Source organism: Vibrio sp. J2-4 (genome assembly GCF_021728155.1).
Taxonomy (GTDB): domain Bacteria; phylum Pseudomonadota; class Gammaproteobacteria; order Enterobacterales; family Vibrionaceae; genus Vibrio; species Vibrio diabolicus.
The window spans coordinates 92804-115628 of the sequence record NZ_JAKKCN010000007.1; the positions used below are offsets into that span (position 1 = coordinate 92804).

The 22825-nt window shown below is 46.4% G+C and carries 21 protein-coding genes; 19 read left to right on the forward strand and 2 right to left on the reverse strand.

Going from position 1 to position 22825, the window contains the following annotated elements; all coding sequences use genetic code 11:
• Positions 1 to 115 precede the first annotated feature (115 nt).
• From L3V32_RS21595 to L3V32_RS21615, 5 genes are all read left to right on the forward strand, one after another.
• A complete protein-coding gene (locus L3V32_RS21595) occupies positions 116 to 379 on the forward strand; it encodes a DUF4212 domain-containing protein (protein WP_005397548.1) in 264 nt (87 codons plus the stop codon).
• Between the two features lie 12 nt (positions 380 to 391).
• Entirely contained in the window at positions 392 to 2119 is a 1728-nt protein-coding gene (locus tag L3V32_RS21600) for a sodium:solute symporter family protein (protein WP_005397550.1), read from the forward strand.
• A 256-nt stretch (positions 2120 to 2375) separates the two neighbouring features.
• Positions 2376 to 2858, forward strand: coding sequence for a hypothetical protein (locus tag L3V32_RS21605; RefSeq protein WP_012841321.1), 483 nt, complete (start codon positions 2376 to 2378; stop codon positions 2856 to 2858).
• A gap of 201 nt (positions 2859 to 3059) precedes the next feature.
• Positions 3060 to 3437 carry a hypothetical protein gene (locus tag L3V32_RS21610; RefSeq protein WP_005382370.1) on the forward strand — a complete coding sequence of 126 codons (378 nt, stop codon included), beginning with the start codon at positions 3060 to 3062 and terminating at the stop codon, positions 3435 to 3437.
• A 17-nt stretch (positions 3438 to 3454) separates the two neighbouring features.
• Positions 3455 to 4840, forward strand: coding sequence for a lyase family protein (locus tag L3V32_RS21615; RefSeq protein ID WP_237285163.1), 1386 nt, complete (start codon positions 3455 to 3457; stop codon positions 4838 to 4840).
• 94 nt (positions 4841 to 4934) lie between these two features.
• Here L3V32_RS21615 and L3V32_RS21620 read toward each other — a convergent pair whose 3' ends face one another.
• Entirely contained in the window at positions 4935 to 8366 is a 3432-nt protein-coding gene (locus L3V32_RS21620; RefSeq protein WP_048626672.1) for a PAS-domain containing protein, read from the reverse strand.
• Between the two features lie 134 nt (positions 8367 to 8500).
• Positions 8501 to 9688, reverse strand: a complete 1188-nt coding sequence (locus L3V32_RS21625; protein ID WP_005397849.1) for a 3-phenylpropionate MFS transporter — start codon at positions 9686 to 9688, stop codon at positions 8501 to 8503.
• Between the two features lie 230 nt (positions 9689 to 9918).
• Between L3V32_RS21625 and L3V32_RS21630 the strand changes: the two genes are divergently transcribed.
• From L3V32_RS21630 to L3V32_RS21695, 14 genes are all read left to right on the forward strand, one after another.
• Positions 9919 to 11745, forward strand: a complete 1827-nt coding sequence (locus L3V32_RS21630) for a DUF294 nucleotidyltransferase-like domain-containing protein (protein WP_161445900.1) — start codon at positions 9919 to 9921, stop codon at positions 11743 to 11745.
• Between the two features lie 35 nt (positions 11746 to 11780).
• Positions 11781 to 12410: a 3'-5' exonuclease gene (locus L3V32_RS21635; RefSeq protein ID WP_005382363.1), complete on the forward strand. Its 630-nt coding sequence runs from the start codon at positions 11781 to 11783 to the stop codon at positions 12408 to 12410.
• Positions 12411 to 12647: 237 nt separating this feature from the next.
• Positions 12648 to 14600 (forward strand): acetate--CoA ligase, encoded by a 1953-nt coding sequence (gene acs / locus L3V32_RS21640; protein ID WP_237285164.1) that lies wholly within the window; start codon positions 12648 to 12650, stop codon positions 14598 to 14600.
• A 303-nt stretch (positions 14601 to 14903) separates the two neighbouring features.
• Complete coding sequence (gene aroQ / locus L3V32_RS21645) at positions 14904 to 15353, forward strand: type II 3-dehydroquinate dehydratase (protein ID WP_005397842.1); 450 nt, start codon at positions 14904 to 14906, stop codon at positions 15351 to 15353.
• A 61-nt stretch (positions 15354 to 15414) separates the two neighbouring features.
• On the forward strand, positions 15415 to 15879 hold the full coding sequence (accB, locus tag L3V32_RS21650) for an acetyl-CoA carboxylase biotin carboxyl carrier protein (RefSeq protein WP_005397840.1): 465 nt from the start codon (positions 15415 to 15417) through the stop codon (positions 15877 to 15879).
• 14 nt (positions 15880 to 15893) lie between these two features.
• Positions 15894 to 17237 (forward strand): acetyl-CoA carboxylase biotin carboxylase subunit, encoded by a 1344-nt coding sequence (gene accC / locus L3V32_RS21655; protein ID WP_005397839.1) that lies wholly within the window; start codon positions 15894 to 15896, stop codon positions 17235 to 17237.
• A gap of 165 nt (positions 17238 to 17402) precedes the next feature.
• Positions 17403 to 18290, forward strand: coding sequence for a 50S ribosomal protein L11 methyltransferase (gene prmA / locus L3V32_RS21660; protein WP_182034910.1), 888 nt, complete (start codon positions 17403 to 17405; stop codon positions 18288 to 18290).
• A 139-nt stretch (positions 18291 to 18429) separates the two neighbouring features.
• Positions 18430 to 19398 (forward strand): tRNA dihydrouridine synthase DusB, encoded by a 969-nt coding sequence (gene dusB / locus L3V32_RS21665; RefSeq protein ID WP_005382505.1) that lies wholly within the window; start codon positions 18430 to 18432, stop codon positions 19396 to 19398.
• 23 nt (positions 19399 to 19421) lie between these two features.
• Positions 19422 to 19718, forward strand: a complete 297-nt coding sequence (gene fis, locus L3V32_RS21670) for a DNA-binding transcriptional regulator Fis (RefSeq protein WP_000462885.1) — start codon at positions 19422 to 19424, stop codon at positions 19716 to 19718.
• 99 nt (positions 19719 to 19817) lie between these two features.
• The gene (locus L3V32_RS21675) at positions 19818 to 20498 is read left to right on the forward strand and encodes a hypothetical protein (protein WP_237285166.1); all 681 of its coding nucleotides are present in this window, start codon (positions 19818 to 19820) and stop codon (positions 20496 to 20498) included.
• Between the two features lie 87 nt (positions 20499 to 20585).
• Positions 20586 to 20810 (forward strand): AlpA family transcriptional regulator, encoded by a 225-nt coding sequence (locus L3V32_RS21680; protein WP_079856111.1) that lies wholly within the window; start codon positions 20586 to 20588, stop codon positions 20808 to 20810.
• Entirely contained in the window at positions 20810 to 21055 is a 246-nt protein-coding gene (locus L3V32_RS21685) for an AlpA family transcriptional regulator (RefSeq protein WP_025499526.1), read from the forward strand. Before L3V32_RS21680 ends, L3V32_RS21685 begins: the two co-directional genes overlap by 1 nt.
• Before the next feature lie 289 nt (positions 21056 to 21344).
• Positions 21345 to 21800: an inovirus-type Gp2 protein gene (locus tag L3V32_RS21690; RefSeq protein ID WP_237285172.1), complete on the forward strand. Its 456-nt coding sequence runs from the start codon at positions 21345 to 21347 to the stop codon at positions 21798 to 21800.
• 101 nt (positions 21801 to 21901) lie between these two features.
• Positions 21902 to 22507 (forward strand): HGGxSTG domain-containing protein, encoded by a 606-nt coding sequence (locus L3V32_RS21695; RefSeq protein WP_025527109.1) that lies wholly within the window; start codon positions 21902 to 21904, stop codon positions 22505 to 22507.
• Positions 22508 to 22825 lie beyond the last annotated feature (318 nt).

The following is a 22825-nucleotide window of genomic DNA, read 5'->3' on the forward strand; positions in this document are numbered from 1 at the left end:
GAGTTTTTTATTTTTCATACCCCGACTAAAGTTGAAAAGAGTTCTTGCCAACACCTTGCTAATGTACATGTTGAAACATTTTTTTAACAACAATACCAATCGTAAGGAGACGGCAATGGCATTTGAAAGCGAAGAAAGAGCCAAAGCCTATTGGGACAAAAACGTGAAGCTCATGATTGGCCTTATGGTCATCTGGTTCGTAGTGTCTTTCGGCTGCGGCATTTTATTTGTCGACGTACTTAATCAATTTCAATTAGGTGGATACAAACTTGGTTTCTGGTTTGCTCAGCAAGGCTCCATCTACACCTTCCTAGGTATTATTTTCTATTACGCATGGAAGATGCGCCAAATCGACCGTGAATTCGGCGTAGATGAGTAAGGAGTAACTCAGATGGATTTGAAAACTATTACCTACTTGGTTGTTGGTGCAACCTTCGTCCTCTACATCGGTATTGCGATCTGGGCGCGTGCGGGGTCAACCAAAGAGTTCTATGTCGCAGGTGGCGGGGTCAACCCAATCGCTAACGGTATGGCAACCGCTGCTGACTGGATGTCGGCGGCATCGTTCATCTCAATGGCGGGTCTGATTGCCTTTATGGGTTACGGCGGCTCCGTATTCCTAATGGGTTGGACGGGTGGTTACGTACTGCTTGCACTGTTGCTCGCCCCTTATCTACGTAAGTTTGGTAAGTTTACGGTGCCAGAGTTTGTTGGTGAACGCTTCTACTCGAACACGGCACGTATCGTGGCGGTTATCTGTCTTATCATCGCATCGGTCACTTATGTTATCGGCCAGATGAAAGGCGTTGGCGTTGCCTTCGGTCGCTTCCTAGAAGTTGATTACTCAACAGGCCTACTGATTGGTATGTGTATTGTATTCATGTACGCAGTACTTGGCGGCATGAAAGGCATCACATACACGCAGATTGCTCAATATTGCGTACTCATTCTTGCTTACACTATCCCTGCAATCTTTATCTCTCTGCAACTTACAGGTAACCCGCTACCTCAGATTGGCCTCGGGAGTACCATTCAAGGCACCGATGTTTATCTGCTCGATAGGCTCGACCAAGTGGTGACCGAACTCGGCTTTAGTGAATACACTACGCAGGTTCGCGGTAGCACACTAAACATGTTCGTTTACACCATGTCATTGATGATCGGTACTGCAGGTCTACCACACGTTATCATCCGTTTCTTTACAGTACCTAAGGTGCGTGATGCGCGTACTTCTGCAGGCTGGGCACTTGTGTTCATCGCTATTCTATACACAACGGCGCCAGCAGTATCAGCAATGGCACGTCTAAACCTAATGGATACCGTCAACCCTGCGCCTGGTCAGCACCTTGCGTATGATGAGCGCCCTGATTGGTTCAAAAACTGGGAAACAACAGGTCTATTAGGCTTTGATGATAAGAATGGCGATGGCCTGATCGAGTACACCTCAAATCCTGATACCAATGAATTGCGAGTTGACCGTGACATCATGGTACTAGCAAACCCAGAAATCGCTAAACTACCAAACTGGGTCATTGCGCTCGTAGCCGCTGGTGGTCTCGCTGCAGCACTATCCACAGCAGCGGGTCTGTTGCTTGCTATTTCGTCGGCGATTTCCCATGACTTAATTAAAGGGGTTATAAACCCGAACATATCCGAGAAGAAGGAGCTGCTTGCCAGCCGAATCTCGATGGCGGTGGCAATCGCAGCCGCAGGCTATCTCGGATTGAATCCTCCTGGCTTTGCCGCTGGTACGGTGGCGCTCGCCTTTGGTCTTGCTGCATCATCCATCTTCCCTGCGTTGATGATGGGTATCTTCAGCAAAGGCATCAATAAAGAAGGCGCAATCGCCGGTATGATTGCCGGTATCAGTATCACGCTGTTCTACGTATTCCAGCACAAAGGCATCCTATTCGTTGCTGACTGGAAATATCTAGAAAGCTGGGGAACCAACTGGTTCCTGGGTATTGAGCCAAACGCGTTTGGTGCTATCGGCGCACTATTTAACTTCATCGTGGCATTCGCGGTATCGAAAGTTACGGCGGAAACACCTCAAGAAGTTAAAGATCTTGTTGAACACGTTCGTGTCCCTGTTGGTGCAGGCGATGCCGTGGACCACTAAAATATAACGCAAGCCACAAAAGCCCCACTTGGGGCTTTTTTATTCACCTAACTTATTCTAATAATTAGATTCCCTGAGCCGTAGCAAGGAAGCACAGGAATGGCTTTGGTTATATGTTCGGGGAACGCAGAAACAATCGTTTAGAACAGGGCAAAGATTGCAGCAAGCTAGTTGCTCTACCTTCAAAATCATTAACGAAGTTATTAGTGATTTTAGCCAGTTAAAATGAACAGATAATTGATGGAATTAGTATTTTATGTTCAAAAACAAGCACTTTATTCTCGCTCTGCTGATTGCGCCGATTCTTTCTTTGATCGCCTACTTCGGCACCGATATGGCACTCAGCGAGAAACCCCACGCGGCACAAGAAGGGGAAACTTACAAACTCGCGAGTAAGTCTAACTGTCGTTACACCAGTGGACTGTGTGACATGGAAAATGGCGACTTTAAAGTGAAGTTTCGCTCAGAACAGCTCACGAAAAATGGCTTAGAATTGTCACTCAATGCCGCCTATCCACTCGAAGGGGTCAAAGTTTCCATCGTTAATGACGAAGAGAAAAATGCTCAGCCGATTGATATGAAGCCCGCCGATCAGGCTGGAAAAAGTTGGTACATTACCTTACCAAGACCAGCATCCGCAGAAAGTTGGTTAAGAGTCGTCATTCAATCTGGAGGCACACTTTATTACGGCGAAACACAAACCGCGTTTGTGAAGTACGAAACCTTATTTACAGAGTAATGGCCACAGATAAAGACACCGATATCCAAAACGTCGATACCTCATTGTCACCTCAGGACTAAATAATTCCCTCCCTGCCGACGCTTTTACGTCGGCTTTTTGCTTTGTAATGCTTTCTTTGCAAACCTCTTACTCTGAAAATGGTTGCCAACTCGCCACTTAATTGATAATAATTATCATTACATTAAATGAGAGGTGGTTATGGACAACAAACGGGACATCTTCAACGCATTTTTTAAAGCACAAGATAGATTCCTTCTCGCCGCACCACACGGCTTTGAGCCAGACGTAATTCATGACTATATTCATTGGGGAATGGTGTTGTCTTCCTGCTATGAACACGATGCCGATGAAGAAAATCTATTGTTGTGTGAGCTGTTTTTGCGTCAGGTTTATTTCCATCTACTAGACGCAATTCAAGACTCCACTCGCAGTCGCATCTTCCGTCGTGTCTGTCTCGATTCTATCCATACGCCATTATTCTGTCTCAAACGCTATTACTATCAGTTTGAACAAGGCGACGTGAAATTTCTCGCATTACAACAACAATTACGCCTGATTCAAATCTCACTCGATTAACCAAAAGGATCCCTACCATGAGCACCGAATTCCGCATAGAAACTGACAGTATGGGCGAAGTGAAAGTCCCAGCAGATGCACTCTACCAAGCCCAAACTCAGCGCGCCGTCGATAACTTCTCATTCAGTCAACATAAGATGCCATCTGGCTTCATCCAAGCGTTGGCACACATCAAGCAGACTGCGGCACTCACCAACGCACAATTGGGGCTGCTTGAAGGTGATATCGCTAATGCGATTGCTGACGCAGCTCAGGCGATTATCGAGGGCAATCATATTGAGCAGTTCCCAATTGACGTATTTCAAACCGGATCAGGCACCAGCTCAAATATGAATGCGAATGAAGTGATTGCAACACTGGCCTCCCAGCATCTAGGCGGTACCGTCAGTCCTAATGATCACGTCAACATGGGACAAAGCAGTAACGATGTGGTGCCAACCGCAATTCAAGTTAGCGCAGCATTAGCCATTGAAAAACAGCTCTTTCCGGCCTTGTCACACCTCAGCCAAGCACTACATTCTAAGCAGCAAGCACTGAAAGATGTTGTAAAAACCGGGCGCACTCACTTAATGGACGCGATGCCTATAACCTTTGCTCAAGAGCTTGGCGGTTGGCAGTTCCAAATCGACCATGCTAAGCAAGCGATTGAGCAAGCACTGCCAGCGGTAAAAGCCTTAGCCCAAGGTGGTACGGCAGTTGGAACGGGGATCAATGCCGATCCACGCTTTGCAGACTTATTCGCTAGCAACCTAACCCAGTCAACTCGTATTCAGTTCACGGCCAGTGATAACTTCTTTTTCAATTTAAGCAGTCAAGATGCGATCGTCGCCCTATCGGGACAGCTCAAAACAGCAGCAGTTGCGATCATGAAGATCGCAAACGATCTTCGTTGGATGAATTCAGGCCCATTGGCTGGTTTAGGTGAGATTGAATTACAAGGCTTGCAACCGGGTTCTTCCATCATGCCTGGCAAAGTAAACCCTGTGATCCCAGAAGCCGCAGCTATGGCATCAGCGCAAGTCATTGGTAATGACACCACGATTACCGTCGCGGGCCAAGCAGGCAACTTCCAACTAAACGTCATGCTACCTGTCATTGCTCATAATATATTGGAGAGCATCGAGTTGCTCGCTAACAGCGCAACGGCTTTAGCTGATAAAGCCATTGCAACATTCGAAGTTCGTCAAGATAACTTGGATGTAGCGCTCGCCAAAAACCCAATTTTGGTCACGGCCCTCAACCCGGTCATTGGCTACCTGAAAGCGGCAGAAATCGCGAAGAAAGCCTATAAGCAGGGTCGTGCGATTATTGATGTCGCGGAAGAAGAAACCGATTTAGATAGAGCCACGTTAGAACGATTGCTTAATCCCGCAAAACTCACCCAAGGTGGTGTTGCGGAATAAGCGGCAAACTCAGCCTACAAACCAAAATAAGATTACAAACACAGAGACCTCCATTCGGAGGTCTCTTTTATAGCAACGCTAAAACACTCTAAATCTATGCGACGCGGTTGAGCACCGAACGCAATTTAAGCGGCTTAACTGGCTTCGCAATAAAGCTGAACCCATTTGCCTTGATGCCATCAAGCATATCATCGGTGCGATCCGCGCTGATGATGACACCTTCAAAGCAGCTGCCTAGTCTCAAGCGACATTGCTGTAGCACTTCCAAGCCAGTACGACCATCATCAAGTCGGTAATCGGAAAAAATCACGTCCGGAATCCAACCATCCTCGAGAGCTTGTAGACTTTCGACCAAATCGGTCGCCACTCGCGTATCGCAGCCCCATCGAGACAGTAAGTTTTCCATACCGACTAAAATATCGGGCTCATTATCCACACATAGAATTCTTAGATGACCAAGTTCAGACTGGTTACTTGTCGTGACTTGAACTGGGTGCGGCTGCACATGATCGGCTTTATCAAGCGTGATAGAAAAGACACTGCCTTTACCAACCCAAGAACGCATCGAAATTTCATGCCCGAGCACTTGAGCAATTCCCTTGGAAATCGCCAAACCAAGCCCGAGACCTTGGTCGGAACGAACTTGAGTTCCGCGATTAAACTCTTCAAAGATCTCTTGCTGCTTCTCTTCTTCAATACCTACACCGTTGTCCCACACATCAATACGCACTCGCCCTTTTACCCGGCGAACACCAAGCGCCACTTTGCCATTCGGGTTATAACGAAACGCATTGGTCAGGAAGTTTTGCACCACACGGCGCAGCAGTTTGGGATCCGATTTCACCATGAGTGAGGATGGAATCATGGTGAATGCTATACCTTGTTGCTTGGCTAATGCGCTGAACTCCGCATTCAAATTCGACAACACATCGTTTAACGCAAAACCGTGCACATTGACTTCCAGCTTGCCCGACTCCAAGCGCGAAATATCCAGCAAATCTCCTATCAGGTCTTCGGCCGCCTCTAAAGCACTCTCAATGTGAGCCGACAGCTTTTTGGCTTCGCTGTCTTTGGCTACTTCCGACAATGAAGAAGCGAACAGGCGCGCAGCGTTGAGTGGCTGCATCAAGTCATGGCTTACTGCCGCCAAGAACCGTGATTTGGACTTCGATTCCAAATCGGAGCGTTGCGTCGCTGCCACCAGCTGCTTGTTAAGTTGTTCTAATTCCCGAGTCCGCAGACGTACCCTTTCTTCCAATGTCTCGTTGGCGTCTTTCAGCGCTTGCTCTGCATCTCGGAATACGGTGATGTCGGTAAAGCTCATCACAAAGCCACCACCTGGCATTGGGTTACCTTGTACCTCAATCACGCGACCATCGGGGCGGACCCGAGAAGAGGTGTGCCGAGTCCCTTGCTCAAGGTGATACACACGGCGACGGACGTGGTCATCAGGATCGCCTGGGCCACATAAACCTTGCTCTGCATTGTGCCGAATCACATCCGCAATCGGTCGCCCAACTTGGATCAAGCCTGGCGGAAATTCAAAGAGTTCTAAGTAGCGTTGGTTCCAAGCCACCAAGCGTAATTGCTTATCGACCACCGCAATACCTTGCCCGATATGTTCAATCGCCCCTTGAAGTAGGCCTCGGCTAAAATCGTACAGTTCAGAGGCTTCATCGACGATAGTCGCCACCTCTTCAAGCTGCATGTTTCTTCCCTGCAACGCAGAAGTGAGTACTAACTTAGCAGAAGAAGCGCCGAATACCCCGGCTAATACACGTTCGGTATGTCGAATCAGAGAAGATGGCGCCTGCTGATTCGGCATTAGCTCTTCTCGTTGCTGGCTCCAATACGCTTGAAAAGCCGCTTTTACTCGCGTTCGCCCAACAAACCTAGACGCTAGCATTTCTAGTTCCGCAACCGTAACACGACTCTGGTATAGGCTCATGTTTTCGCTTTCAGGCAGTGGCGTACCAACGAATGATGCCGATTGTAAGCGCTCACTTAGGCTTGGTCGTGTAGTCATAGAAACCACGACAAAACACACTGCATTGGCGACCACGCTGAGGATCATCCCCCAATCTGAAATCGCAATGTCAAAGCCAGCCAATACCTCTGGTGGGGTGATCAACCAAATCAAAAAGTTGTTACTGGCATTCCCGGCAAGCATGTCCGTTTGGCTCATTAACGTAATCAGCCAAATGGTAAAGCCTACCGCCAAGCCAACATACACACCCTTCTTATTCCCTTGACGCCAGTACATACCGCCCACCAGCGCAGGCGCGAATTGCGTGATCGCCGCAAATGAGAGAAAGCCGATCGCTGAGAGTGAGTGAATGGTATCTAACGCTTGATAAAAACCCCAAGCGCCAATTAGTAGGACTAAAATCAGACCACGGCGGATCCGCAGTAATAATTCAGAGAAGTGATGATGGTTACGCTGCGTCAATCGCATGCGACGCAATAGTAGTGGCATAACCAAGTCGTTCGATACCATGATCGCTAAGGCAATCGTCGACACGATAACCATGCCACTGGCCGCCGAAGTGCCACCTAAAAATGCAAGCAAAGCGATTTCACTCGCCCCTACCGACATCGGCACACTGATCACATAAGTATCAGGCGAAGCACCACTCAACAAACCTTGCCCTACCCACGCAATAGGTAAAACAAAAATCCCCATCAAGATCAGATAAATGGGAAACAACCAACGAGCAACATGCAAATCTTGCGCGCGTTCATTTTCCACTACCATCGTATGGAATTGTCGTGGAAGACAAACAATCGCCAGCATCGTGAGTACGGTATGAATCAATATGGTCGGGATGTTTGGTGACTGATACGTCTGTGCGGCAACATCAACTAAGCTCAAATTCTCGGTGTTCATCGCCAACCAAACAATGAATACACCGACTACTAAAAACGCCAACAGTTTGATAATCGATTCGAAGGCAATCGCCATCATCATCCCACGATGGTGTTCCGTGTTATCAATGTGCCGGGTACCAAATAGCATGGTAAAAATTGCCAGTGCGACCACGACAAACCACGACACGCTATCGTTTTGATAACCAAAATCGGTAGCCAGTTCTGGGGCAATGATTTCTAGCCCCATGGTGATACCACGCAACTGCAAAGCGATGTACGGCAAAATTCCCGCAACTGCAATGAGTGTAACAACTACGGCCAAACCTTGAGATTTGCCGTAACGAGCTCCGATAAAATCAGCAATCGACGTGATGTGTTCCCGTTTAGCAATCAAAATAAGCCGAGCTAAAACGCGCCATCCGATGGTAAACACTAAAATGGGGGCAATATAGATGGGCAAGAAAGACCAAGGGTTACTGCTGGCCTGCCCGACCGTGCCGTAGAAGGTCCACGATGTACAGTACACCGCAATGGAAAGGCTATAAATCCACGGCCGCCAGCGTGCTAACCACCTTTTCTGAATGTCGCCGTACCACGCGATGATAAATAAGGCTCCCAAATACGCCAAAGAAACGGGAACCACCAGCCATCCTTGCATCCGATATCCTTTCTTGCCTTTCTTGCCGTTTTAAAGCAAGAGAATAAAAAAACCTCTCCATTAGGGAGAGGTTTCATTTAACACTGCTTTCACAACGGAGACAAAGCTTAGTTTTTAACCTTTGTCACAGAAGTCTAATTCTGTGTTTCCAGTGACTTGTCTGATACATCGACCACATGATGTGGCTCTTGTGGTTCGAGCTTGATGAACAATGCCAATAAACCCATCGCGGCCATGCCCCAGAACACAAGTGGTCCCCAGTGCTCATAACCCCAACCGCTCAACACGGTCATCAGTGCGATGAATGCGCCTAGCGGAATCGCGTTATACAATGCTTGCAGCGCCACTATCTTATTCTCTTCCGAGTTTTGGATATATTGAATCGCAGCAATGTGTGCCGTTGCGAATGTCACGCCATGCAATAATTGAACAATCACCAAAGCAACAATCGACGTTGTCGATGCCGTAATGCCCCAACGCATCATCACACCAACGGCAGCAACAACAAATAACGCGCGCATTGACCAACCGACGAATAAACGCTTGCTCAGCGCAAACACTGCCACTTCGGCTGCAACACCCAAGCTCCACAGATAGCCAATCACATCTTCCGAATGACCTGCGGCTTTCCAGTGAATAGCGCTAAAACCGTAGTAAGCCGCATGACTGCCCTGAATTAATGACACCAACACTAAGAATTTAAGTATCGGCTTGTCTGTCAAAAGAGCACTCAGTTTTGGACGCTCCGCGCTTTGCCCACCAAGCGTAACGGGCATCGGGTTAGTCATACGCATTGAAAATAGCAACGAAACTAATACCCCGGCCATCGCCGTGTACAAGATCATATCAGAGCCAAATTCAGCCACCAGATAACCCACGGCCGTCGAACCCGCGATAAAGGCGATCGAGCCCCATAAGCGCGTACGGCCGTAGTCGAGCATTTTCAGACGAGCGTAGTAGTTTGCCATCGCGTCCGATAATGGAACAATCGGCCCACAACAGAGGTTAAATAGCACCGTCGCTAACGCCATTAACCAAAAACTGCCACCTGTAAAAAAGTGAAATCCAACAAAAAGGAGGGCAGCGAAACTCAACCAACGTAAAGCAGGCATAAGGTGTTCAACTTTGTGCACTCGTGGGGTGATCACGATATTGGCGACACAACGTGTCGCAAGACCCAACCCAACTAGCAAACCGATGTCGGTCGAAGAGACACCTTGCTCCTTAAACCAAAGTGACCAAAATGGCAGATATACGCCATACGCAAAGAAGAATCCGAGAAAGTACTGGGAAATCCAGCCATACGGAGAAGGTTTCAACATTACTAATATCCTAAAACGGGAACATCAACGTTCGAACCGGGAATTATGGATCGCTATGCGTATTATAAAAAGGGAAGAATAGGCAACTTATCGTTTCCTCGATGGAATACTAACTTTGCGACATTGGCCATCTTAAAGCGAAATCATCGTGATTTAGACCAAAGTCGTCTGGCTTCCGGTAGGAAATTTGTCAGACTTAGAGAGTGTTCCTTCCATCATTGGGTGTTCTCATGCCTGACAAATTTAACATGCAATCTCCACCGTTCGACCGCTTAACCGAAGCACAACAGACACGACTGCGCTCGTCTCTGGACGTTGCCTACTATCGAGCTCGAGATGTAATTTTATCTTGCGGACAGAAGAACCCTCACTTGCATATTCTGATCAAAGGCGCGGTAGAAGAGCGCTCCCAAGATCAGCAGGAAGTGTTCGCGCATTATGCCAACGACGATATGTTTGATGTGCGCTCGTTACTTGAAGACAACGTACGTCATCAATACATCGCACTTGAAGACACGCTCTCCTATCTGCTACCGAAAGACGTCTTTCTGGCGCTTTACAACGAGAATGGTCAGTTTGCGGCCTATTTCGATAACAATTTATCAAAGCGACAAGAACTCATCGAAGCCGCTCACCAACAACAAAACTTGGCAGAGTTTATCCTCACCAAAGTTGACCGCAGCATTTATCACCCACCGATGATCCTTGAGCCAAATACGCCGATTAACGAGGTGACGCACACCCTAAAAGCAAATGGGATCGATGCAGCACTTGTCAAACTCAATGATGACGATCCGCGATTAGAAAAATGGCCCTCGGCTCATCCATACGCCATCGTGACGCGAACCAACATGCTGCACTCCGTGATGTTAGATGGCAGCGCACTCAATACCCCTGTTGGTGATATCGCCACCTTTCCTGTCTATCACGTTGATGATGGTGATTTTTTATTCAATGCCATGATCACCATGACCCGAAATCGAATGAAACGTCTCATGGTATGTGATGGCAACCAAGCCGTCGGCATGCTGGATATGACCCAAATTCTCAGCGCGTTCTCCACCCACTCTCACGTGTTAACGCTCAGTATTGCCAGAGCAAGCAGTGTGGAAGAGCTCGCATTGGCCTCAAACCGCCAACGTCAATTGGTCGAGAGCTTATTGAGAAACGGCATCCGCACTCGCTTTATCATGGAGTTAATTTCCGCCGTGAACGAGCAAATTATCGAAAAAGCGTTCGAGTTAGTGGTTCCACCAGCCTTGCACGATCATTGCTGCTTAATCGTACTCGGCTCAGAAGGTCGAGGAGAACAAATTCTCAAGACAGACCAAGACAATGCTCTAATTATTCAAGATGGTTTGGAATGGCCTCATTGCGAACAAGTGATGCAATCCTTCACGCACACTCTACAACAGCTCGGTTATCCACTTTGCCCGGGTAAAGTCATGGTCAACAACCCGAAATGGGTCAAAACGCAGCAAGAGTGGATAAACACCTTAGACCGCTGGATAGCCAAAGCCGAACCACAACAAATCATGGACTTAGCCATTTTCAGTGACGCCCATGCTGTTGCGGGAAATCGCGAACTGCTGGCTCCAATCGCGACCCACCTTCGCGACACAATGAAAGATCGCATGTTGATACTGTCTGATTTTACTCGCCCTGCCTTGCAGTTTTCTGTGCCCCTAACTCTGTTTGGCAACGTAAAAAGTGCTAAGGACGGGTTAGATATTAAACGCGGCGGCATTTTCCCAATTGTGCACGGCATTCGCACCTTGTCTTTGGAATATGCCATTGAGGAGAAGAACACGTTTGAGCGCATTGAAGCACTTCGGAAAAAACGCATCTTAGAGCCTGAAACGGCAGATAACCTCAACGAAGCACTGAAATTGTTCTTTAAGGTTCGCCTTAATCAACAACTCAAAAAGCAAGAAGCATTGAATAACATTGATATTAAACAACTGGATAGAACCGAGCGTGATTTACTTCGCCACAGCTTACATGTAGTGAAAAAATTTAAGCAATTTTTAGGCTTCCACTATCAAATTCGTGATTAACCATGATTTTCATAAATCATACAGAGGCGTAGGCAATGAACTGGTTACAACGCAAATACTGGCACTACAAACTGAAAGGCTCTCCTTATCAGTCGCTTTTTTGCACGCCCGATAAAACGGAATACGTTTCGCTCGACTGCGAAACCACCAGCCTTGATCCAAATCGCGCCGAGTTGGTGACCATTGCGGCCACGAAGATCATCGACAACCGCATCATCACTAGCCAGCCATTTGAAGTCCGCTTACGCGCGCCGCAATCGCTCGATTCTGGCTCAGTCAAAATTCATCGAATTCGCCACCAAGACTTAGTCGACGGGATTAGCGAAAAAGAGGCGCTGCTCGAGCTGCTCGACTTTATCGGCAACCGACCACTTGTCGGTTATCACATTCGTTACGATAAAAAGATCTTAGATCTTGCTTGTCTGAGGCAACTTGGCTTTCCACTTCCTAACCCGCTCATCGAGGTAAGTCAGATTTATCACGACAAGCTGGAAAGACATTTGCCGAATGCCTATTTCGACTTAAGTCTGGATGCCATTTGTAAACACCTCGAACTTCCTATCCAAGATAAACACGACGCTTTACAAGATGCGATTTCTGCCGCTTTGGTCTTTGTTCGCTTAACGAAAGGCGATTTGCCCAACCTAACCGCGCCGTATACATAAAAATCAGTTGACCTAGCTCCCAGAAATACTTTTGTTTCAGCGATTTCACGGCGCTTCCTTCACTCTCATCCTAAAGTCTAATTGTAGAAATACGCGCAGTGACTGACAGTTATAAGCACAACGTCGTCATTACCACGACCAAGTTATTTAGAACCAAAAAACAGCCCTACAAAAACATATTCAAAATCTTATCTAGATTGGTGTAAGGCCGAGAAATAAGGCACAAGGAGAGAAGCCATGAGCGAAGCCCACGTTTATCCGGTAAAAGAAAATATTAAAACTCATACACACGCGGATAATGATACTTACTTAGCCATGTATCAGCAGTCGGTAACCGATCCAGAGGGCTTCTGGAACGAACACGGCAAAATCGTTGATTGGATCAAACCTTTCACCAAAGTAAAAAGCACCTCTTTCGATACTGGTCATGTCGACATTCGTTGGTTTGAAGATGGCACACTGAACGTCTCGGCGAACTGTATTGACCGTCATCTCGCAGAACACGGGGATGACGTCGCAATCATCTGGGAAGGTGATGATCCAGCCGACGACAAAACACTCACTTTCAACGAACTGCACAAAGAAGTATGTAAGTTCTCCAACGCATTGAAAGAGCAAGGCGTACGTAAAGGCGACGTGGTGTGTTTATACATGCCAATGGTGCCAGAAGCCGCAGTGGCTATGCTCGCTTGTACCCGTATTGGTGCGGTTCACACCGTAGTATTTGGCGGTTTCTCACCAGAAGCACTCTCTGGCCGTATCATCGACTCTGACGCGAAAGTCGTGATCACCGCTGATGAAGGCGTACGCGGCGGGCGTGCCGTTCCTCTGAAAAAGAACGTGGACGAAGCACTAACTAACCCAGACGTAAAAACCATCAATAAAGTGTTGGTGCTTAAACGCACAGGTGGTGATGTCGAATGGCATGAACACCGTGATGTTTGGTGGCACGAAGCAACAGCTAACGTTTCTGACGTTTGCCCACCAGAAGAGATGAAAGCCGAAGATCCGCTCTTCATCCTTTACACCTCAGGTTCAACAGGCAAACCTAAAGGCGTACTACACACAACAGGCGGTTACCTCGTTTACGCGGCGATGACCTTCAAATATGTGTTCGATTACCAACTAGGCGAAACCTTCTGGTGTACCGCGGACGTGGGTTGGATTACCGGTCACACTTACCTAATCTACGGTCCACTTGCAAATGGGGCGAAGACCATCTTATTCGAAGGTGTACCAAACTACCCAAGCACAAGCCGAATGAGTGAAGTGGTTGATAAACACCAAGTCAACATTCTATACACCGCCCCAACCGCGATTCGTGCGCTAATGGCAAAAGGTGATGAAGCGGTTGCAGGCACATCTCGTTCAAGCCTGCGCATCATGGGCTCAGTGGGCGAACCAATCAACCCAGAGGCGTGGGAGTGGTACTACAAAACGATTGGTAACGAGAACTCACCTATCGTCGATACTTGGTGGCAAACGGAAACTGGCGGCATCTTGATTGCGCCACTACCAGGGGCAACCGATCTAAAACCAGGCTCTGCGACTCGCCCATTCTTCGGCGTCCAGCCTGCTCTTGTCGATAATATGGGCAACATTCTTGAAGATACCGTTGCTGAAGGTAACTTGGTTATCCTTGATTCTTGGCCAGGCCAGATGCGCACGGTTTACGGCGACCATGAGCGCTTTGAACAGACCTACTTCTCAACCTTTAAGGGGATGTACTTCACCAGTGATGGTGCGCGTCGTGACGAAGACGGCTACTACTGGATCACTGGCCGTGTTGATGACGTACTGAACGTGTCGGGTCACCGTATGGGTACCGCTGAAATTGAATCAGCGCTAGTGGCGCACCACAAGATTGCAGAAGCGGCGATTGTTGGTATTCCACATGACATCAAAGGCCAAGCTATCTACGCTTACATTACATTGAACGATGGTGAATTCCCGTCAGCTGAGCTGCACAAAGAAGTTAAAGATTGGGTGCGTAAAGAAATTGGTCCAATCGCGACACCAGATGTACTGCACTGGACGGATTCCTTACCGAAGACTCGCTCTGGTAAGATAATGCGTCGAATCCTGCGTAAGATTGCAACGGGCGATACAAGCAACCTCGGAGACACGTCAACGCTTGCCGATCCAAGCGTGGTAGACAAACTTATCGCAGAGAAAGCAGAATTGGCATAAATTCAACCAACTGTTTTAAAAGCACTTTAAAAACCGCCATCACTCATGGCGGTTTTTTGCTTTTGCGCACAAATTAGCCACATAAAGAACATGGCAATTATGTTGTTTTTGTTAACTTGGTTACAGAAACGAAGGTGGCTATTAGGAGATTAGACCAGTAAATTGCTGCTAATTGCTATGAATTAGCTATAATCTTGGTCGATTTTTTAAAATTTGCTCGGTTTTAACAAAAAAATCGTGCTGAACTATCGTATATTTGGGAATATAAACGTTCCACTCACGATAAGGGAAGATAGCAACATAATGTCTGCAAAGTCACGGATTCTTGTTCTAAACGGACCAAATCTTAACCTATTGGGTCTGCGCGAACCGACACACTATGGTCACAGCACCTTAGCACAAGTTGTGGATGCTCTTACGAAGCAAGCTCATAACGCTGGGGTGGAACTGGAACACCTACAATCAAATCGTGAGTACGAACTGATTGAAGCCATTCATGCTGCTTATGGCAAGATTGACTTCATCATCATCAATCCAGCGGCTTTCACTCATACCAGTGTGGCACTGCGAGATGCATTACTTGGCGTCGCCATCCCATTTATTGAGGTGCACTTATCAAATGTGCACGCACGTGAACCATTTCGTCATCACTCTTATCTGTCAGATAAAGCAGAAGGCGTGATTTGCGGTTTAGGCGCACAAGGTTATGAATTCGCTCTGTCTGCCGCGATTAACAAGCTACAGGCAAAGTAACCCTAACACTCTGCAACCCCACGAGGGTTGTCTTAATCACAAGATAAAAGAGAAAGAAAAGATGGATATTCGTAAAATCAAGAAGCTAATTGAGTTAGTTGAAGAGTCTGGCATTGCTGAGCTAGAGATTTCTGAAGGTGAAGAGTCAGTACGCATCAGTCGTCACGGCACTGCAGCCCCTCAAGCACCAGTTCACTACGCAGCAGCTCCAGTAGCGGCACCTGCTCCAGCAGCAGCGGCACCAGTAGCAGAAGCGCCAGCAGCAGAAGCTCCAGCAGCTGCAACGCCTGCAGGTCACCAAGTTCTTTCTCCAATGGTTGGTACTTTCTACCGTTCTCCAAGCCCAGACTCTAAAGCATTCGTAGAAGTGGGTCAGAAAGTAAATGCTGGCGATACTCTATGTATTGTTGAAGCAATGAAAATGATGAACCAAATCGAAGCGGACAAATCTGGCGTTGTTACAGCGATCCTAGCTGAAGACGGCCAACCAGTTGAATTCGACCAACCTCTTGTTGTAATCGAATAAGCGGGGCTTGCCTTATGCTAGACAAAGTAGTCATCGCGAACCGAGGTGAAATTGCACTTCGTATTCTTCGCGCTTGTAAAGAATTAGGTATAAAGACCGTCGCTGTTCACTCGACAGCTGACCGCGATCTTAAGCACGTACTACTCGCAGACGAAACCGTATGTATCGGCCCTGCTCGTGGTATCGACAGCTACCTAAATATCCCACGAATTATTTCTGCAGCAGAAGTAACTGGTGCTGTGGCTATCCACCCTGGTTACGGCTTCTTGTCAGAAAACGCAGACTTCGCTGAGCAAGTTGAGCGCAGTGGTTTCATCTTCGTTGGTCCAAAAGCAGACACTATCCGCCTGATGGGTGACAAAGTGTCGGCTATCAACGCAATGAAGAAAGCTGGCGTTCCTTGTGTACCTGGTTCTGACGGTCCTCTGGACAACGACGAAGAGAAAAACAAGGCGTTTGCTAAACGCATTGGTTATCCAGTCATCATCAAAGCGTCTGGTGGCGGCGGTGGCCGTGGTATGCGTGTCGTTCGCGCAGAAAAAGACCTAATCCAAGCGATTGCAATGACGCGTGCTGAAGCAAAAGCAGCGTTCAACAACGATATGGTTTACATGGAGAAATTCCTAGAAAACCCTCGTCACGTTGAAGTGCAAGTTATCGCTGACGGTCAAGGCGGCGCAATCCACCTTGGTGAGCGTGATTGTTCAATGCAACGTCGTCACCAAAAAGTAGTGGAAGAGGCGCCAGCACCAGGTATCACTGAAGAGATGCGTAAGTACATCGGTGAACGTTGTACTCGTGCATGTATCGAAATTGGTTACCGCGGCGCAGGTACGTTCGAATTCCTATACGAGAACGGTGAATTCTACTTCATCGAAATGAACACTCGTATTCAGGTAGAACACCCAGTAACAGAAATGGTTACCGGCATCGACCTAATCAAAGAACAGCTTCGCGTTGCAGCGGGTCAACCTCTGTCATTCACTCAAGATGACATTAAGATCCGTGGCCATGCGATTGAGTGCCGTATCAACGCAGAAGACCCAGAACGCTTCCTACCATCTCCAGGTAAGATCGAGCGTTTCCACGCGCCTGGCGGTATGGGTGTACGTTGGGAATCACACATCTATTCTGGTTACACAGTACCACCTCATTACGATTCAATGATTGGTAAGCTAATCACGTACGGTGAAAACCGTGATGTGGCGATTGCGCGCATGAAGAATGCTCTGGGTGAGATGATCATCGAAGGCATCAAAACCAACGTGCCACTGCAATTCTCTATTATGAATGACGAAAACTTCCAGCATGGTGGTGCAAACATCCACTACCTAGAGAAGAAGCTCGGCTTACAATAAGCCTTAGCTAACGTCTTAAAAAATGCCCACACCCGTGGGCATTTTTGTTTTGTATGTACTCTAAGCATTCAACAAATACGTAGGCTTATTTGGGTATATACTCAAACAAATCGTAGAGTTCTGGTAAACTCTGCGCCACTTCATTCACTTTAAGAGCAAAAACCAATGCCTTGGATTCAAATCAAACTCAACGCGACCAATGAAAACGCTGAGCAAATCGGCGATATGCTAATGGAAGAGACTGGCGCGCTGTCTGTTACATTCTTAGACGCGCAGGATACACCTGTATTCGAACCTCTACCTGGCGAAACTCGCTTATGGGGCGATACTGACATTCTGGCACTGTATGATGCAGAAGCAGACACCAACTTCATCATCGACCAAATTAAAGCGAGCAATATGCTGGCTGACAATTTTGCTTACAAAGTAGAACAGCTTGAAGATAAAGACTGGGAACGCGAATGGATGGAAAACTTCCACCCAATGAAATTTGGTGAACGCCTATGGATTTGTCCAAGCTGGCGCGACATTCCAGATCCTGACGCTGTTAATGTTATGTTGGATCCTGGCCTTGCATTCGGTACGGGTACTCACCCTACAACAGCACTTTGTCTTGAGTGGCTAGAAAGCATGAACTTAAGCGGTAAGACCGTTATCGACTTCGGTTGTGGCTCGGGCATTCTGGCGATCGCGGCGATCAAACTAGGCGCTGAAAAAGTGATAGGGATCGACATTGATCCTCAAGCACTGCTTGCTTCGAAAGACAACGCAGAGCGTAACGGCGTTGCCGACAAACTAGAAGTTTACCTTCCTCAAAACCAACCAGAAGGTCTGATTGCAGACGTGGTTGTTGCTAACATTCTTGCTGGCCCATTGCGTGAACTTGCACCAATCATTAAAGGCCTAGTTAAGCCACATGGCGACCTCGCTATGTCTGGCGTATTAGACACTCAAGCCGAAGATGTTGCGAACTATTACCGTGACGAGCTTCACATTGACCCGATTGTTGAGCAAAGTGAATGGTGTCGCATCTCTGGTCGTAAGCAAGGCTAGACAAGGTTTTCAGAGCTAATTGTTTGAAATTCATACAATTTACAAAAACAATTTGTAAATGCTCAAATATTAGTCTTTTCACGCAGTGAAAAAATGCGTAAAATGCGCGCCCTTGCTGGTACAGAACTGTGATGACGTTTTGAAAATCGGAAACTATCAACTTAAGAACAATCTAATCGTAGCCCCTATGGCTGGTGTAACGGATAGACCGTTTCGCGAGTTGTGTCTTCGCTATGGTGCGGGAATGGCCGTCAGTGAAATGATGTCTGCTAACCCAAAACTATGGGGAACGTCAAAGTCGAAACAGCGCATGGTACACGAGGGCGAATCGGGCATTCGCTCTGTACAGATTGCGGGTTCCGATCCACAGCTTATGGCGGACGCAGCTCAATTCAGTGTTGAGAACGGTGCACAAATCATCGACATCAACATGGGCTGCCCGGCAAAAAAAGTGAATAAGAAGCTAGCGGGCTCTGCTCTGCTTCAATACCCAAACATTATCGAAGAGATTTTGAAAGCGGTCGTGAATGCAGTGGACGTTCCTGTAACGTTAAAGACTCGAACTGGCTGGGATACAGACAACAAGAACTGTGTCCAGATCGCTAAATTAGCCGAAAACTGCGGCATACAAGCTCTTGCTCTGCATGGCAGAACGAAAGCATGTATGTACAAAGGTGAGGCCGAATATGACAGCATTAAAGCGGTAAAAGAGGCGATTTCAATTCCGGTTATCGCGAACGGTGATATCGATAGCCCGGAGAAAGCCAAATTTGTACTGGAGTACACCGGTGCGGACGCTTTAATGATTGGACGCCCTGCCCAGGGTCGTCCGTGGATTTTCCAGGAAATCCATCACTATTTGGAAAACGGCACCACAATGGAGGAGCTTCCAACTGAGGAAGTGAAAACCATTATGCTTGGTCATGTAAATGCTCTGCATGAATTTTATGGGGAGTTCTTAGGTCCACGTATCGCGCGCAAGCACGTTGGGTGGTACCTGAAAGAGCATGAACAGGCAAGTGAGTTTCGCCGTACCTTCAACGCTATCGACGCAGCTCCGCTGCAAATTGAGGCGTTAGAAGGTTATTTTGATAACGTTGCATCATAATTAAGAGAAGAGCTAGACCGAATATGTTCGAACAAAATCTGACTTCAGAAGCATTAACAGTAACTACAGTAACGTCACAAGACCAGATTACTCAGAAGCCTTTACGTGACTCTGTTAAAGCGTCTCTTAAAAACTACCTTGCTCAACTAAACGGCCAGGAAGTAACAGAACTATACGAATTAGTTCTAGCTGAAGTTGAACAGCCACTACTAGATACCATCATGCAGTACACTCGCGGTAACCAAACTCGCGCGGCAACTATGATGGGTATCAACCGCGGTACTCTTCGCAAAAAACTTAAGAAATACGGCATGAACTAAAAATCCTGCAAAAAAGTCTTTTAAATCAGGCCACTAGCGTTATCTCGTTAGTGGCCTTTTTTATTTATGTACCCCTATATGTACACTTAGGCATTTCTTATGATATGTAATTCAGTCTCTCTACAAGAACATGCACTTAATACACTGCCAGTTGGTACAGGTGCATCACAACAACCCTACTTAGTAAAAATAGGTGGCATAAAAATAGTTAATATGTCATCACGTGGGTGGCAACTAGCCCCAACGTTAGAAGAATTGGAGTCAGAGCTTCAACAAGTAGCGCCATTAAATCCAGCTAGTGCATTTGTACGCCTTGCCTTAAAGACCAAAGTGGCACAAAACTCAAAACTTAAGAACCTAGAAGCTCAAATTGAAACAAAAGCATTGCAACATGCGGACATCAGACAGCGTGATAAGTCTCCTCATCCCCTAACAACGTATGAGCAAAAGCATTTTAAAAGCCTGCTAGAACGTATTATTGGTGGATGTATAGTTCAAGCTCCATACCTACCTGCTATTGAAAAGACTAAAGAATTCGCAAAATCAATTTACGCACATTTAGACGTACAAGTTGGAGCCGTTATCAACTTCATACAGGGTCACTGTCAAAGCTCCGTGTTTAAAGGAATGCCTAAGTTATCTCACAATACTCTGCGCAAAGTTATAAGTGAGCTTGCACCAAAGTCAGCTTTCAGAAGAGGAAGAAGCACTCTTTCGGACATAGAAAAGCTAAAAGCAGTAACACAAGAAATATTTGGTAGAGAAGCTCTTCTCATTTAATTACCAAGGCTAGCTGAACTTACGAAAGCAAATTTCCCTATTGGCAAAATAGAACCTATTGAAAACAAGCCTAAACAAGGGAAAAAAATGCTAAAACACTCAGCTAATACTTATAACTCACCCAATAAACCTACCGACCGTCTTATTCGAGAAGATGAGCGGAGAACTCTCACGTCTATATCTCGCTCACAAGCATGGTTATTAGAGAAAAAAGGGCTCTTTCCGAGAAGAATCCGACTTGGTAATCGCTCTGTTGCTTGGCGTTTATCTGAGGTTCTGGAGTGGATCGAAACACGAGAAGGAGTTCAATAATGAAAACGACTCGCTACTACGATTACAGTAGAAACATGACAAAAGAAGAGCTCAGCAGGATCCTAACGAAAAAAGAAGTCGCCCTACTTTTAGGTAAAAGTATCTCAACCGTAGGTCGAATGATTAAAGATGGTCGCTTACCTGTGCCGTTGAAAACTCAACAAGGTCGAAATGGTGGATGGACACAAAACACAATATTGCAATGGTTAAAAAAACAAAGCGAATCACAACCAAGTAACACTTGAGGCCTCTGCCCAAACTAAATGTTGGTTTCTTTTGACCCATTTTGACTCTAGATCCCAACTTTATGATAACCATAAATCGAACCGTTCCTCCTTGCTGGCGGAGCGGCTCGAGTAAACAAAAGTCATCAATATGCAGGTTACTATATATTGTATGTGCCCTATTCTTCTCCACCCGTCAAAAAAACATTTGGCTTACTTTGTATACCAAGGAAAGCCTCAACTCATATTCCTTAGTAAAAAAGGAATAATCCAAGAAATACTCAATAAGTCTTATCGCATAATAGACATCATGCTCAGCTACTACAGCAAGGTAACCGCTGTGCTTGTCCAACTTCATCAAGCTCAATCCACTGAAGACAATAAGCTACTGACACGTATGATTCAAAAGCTAAAGGGCAAATTAAAGAAACACTACAAATGTGAGATCGGATACTTTTGGGTTAGAGAACAAGACAAGGCTGAATCTCACCACTATCACATGGTAATTATGTTGAATGGTCACAAGTGCCAACAAAGCACACTAGTAGACAAAGTCGTTCAAGAAGCGTGGCAGAGCATACATCCAGATAACTTTTCTTTTAGAGTGAGGAACAGAATCTATCGTATTCATCGCAATGGAAATGGTCATGAGTTAAGAGCACTGAGAATGCGTCTGAGCTATATGGCAAAAAAGGAGGGCAAAACGGAATTTAGCAATTATACAAACGTGTTCAGATATAGCCGCCTTAAAAACAGTGCACAGTAACAACTCAATTTTTTCATCAAATCAAACCCCATGAACCGAATGTATTGTGTCATTTTCACCGAAGCATTCTGCGAGGTTTAGGATCTTTATAACAAACAATTATGTCTAAAAAACGCTTCGATCTGACAGCTCTACCATTGTGTGGGGCAACAACACGAGCTGGAACACCATGTAAGCGACGAGGCTCAAAGCTCAACGGAAAGTGCAAATTACATGGAGGACAGTCTACTGGACCGAGAACTAAGTCAGGGAAATTAAAATCAAGCCGTAATGCGGCAAAGAAAATGCCAACATGGGCTATGTGCAAAATCACTGATAAAGAACAAGCCCTCTTCAATCAAGCTTATCAAGCCTTACAAGTAATAAAGACTCTTGGACCAAACATCCCTAAACATGGTGATACAACCCTAAATACAGTCGTTGAAGTGAACAGGGAAGCTCTAGAGGTAATGAAATTCGCAATACTACAAGAGTTCGGTATGCAGGACTTTATATTGTTACAAGCCGCTTTAGACCACTACTACCAAGACTCTGGGGCTCCTCACTTAGAGTGTCACGTGCATTACACTCTATTTAGCCATCCACAATTCAATCGCTGGCGTTCTCAAAGGCAAAGTGACTACTTGGATGAGCACCTAGATAAGGCTGCTACAAAGGAAATGAGGAAGCTTGAACGTAACTTCAAGAAAATGCAGTTAGGACAGTAGCTATGGCAGGTTTTATACCGTAATTTCACTTTTGCGTCGCTGGTGGCTTGCCACCAGCACTTGATTAGACAACTTAAGCTATACTACCAAAGACATAGCTAAATGGTAAATAGCAAGAAGGCTGTTTACCGGAGGGTCGATCTGATTCAATAATTCCTAAGTTAGTAAAGCAGATTCATAACTATTTGAGATTTTAGTGTGGTAATATCGCACCACATTTTTAATTGCATCATGCAAGTTTTCCATCCTATTGAGGTTCACCATGTACACCATGCACAGCTAGCAGCTCCAAGCAGTTACCAGTTTCTAACTGGAATT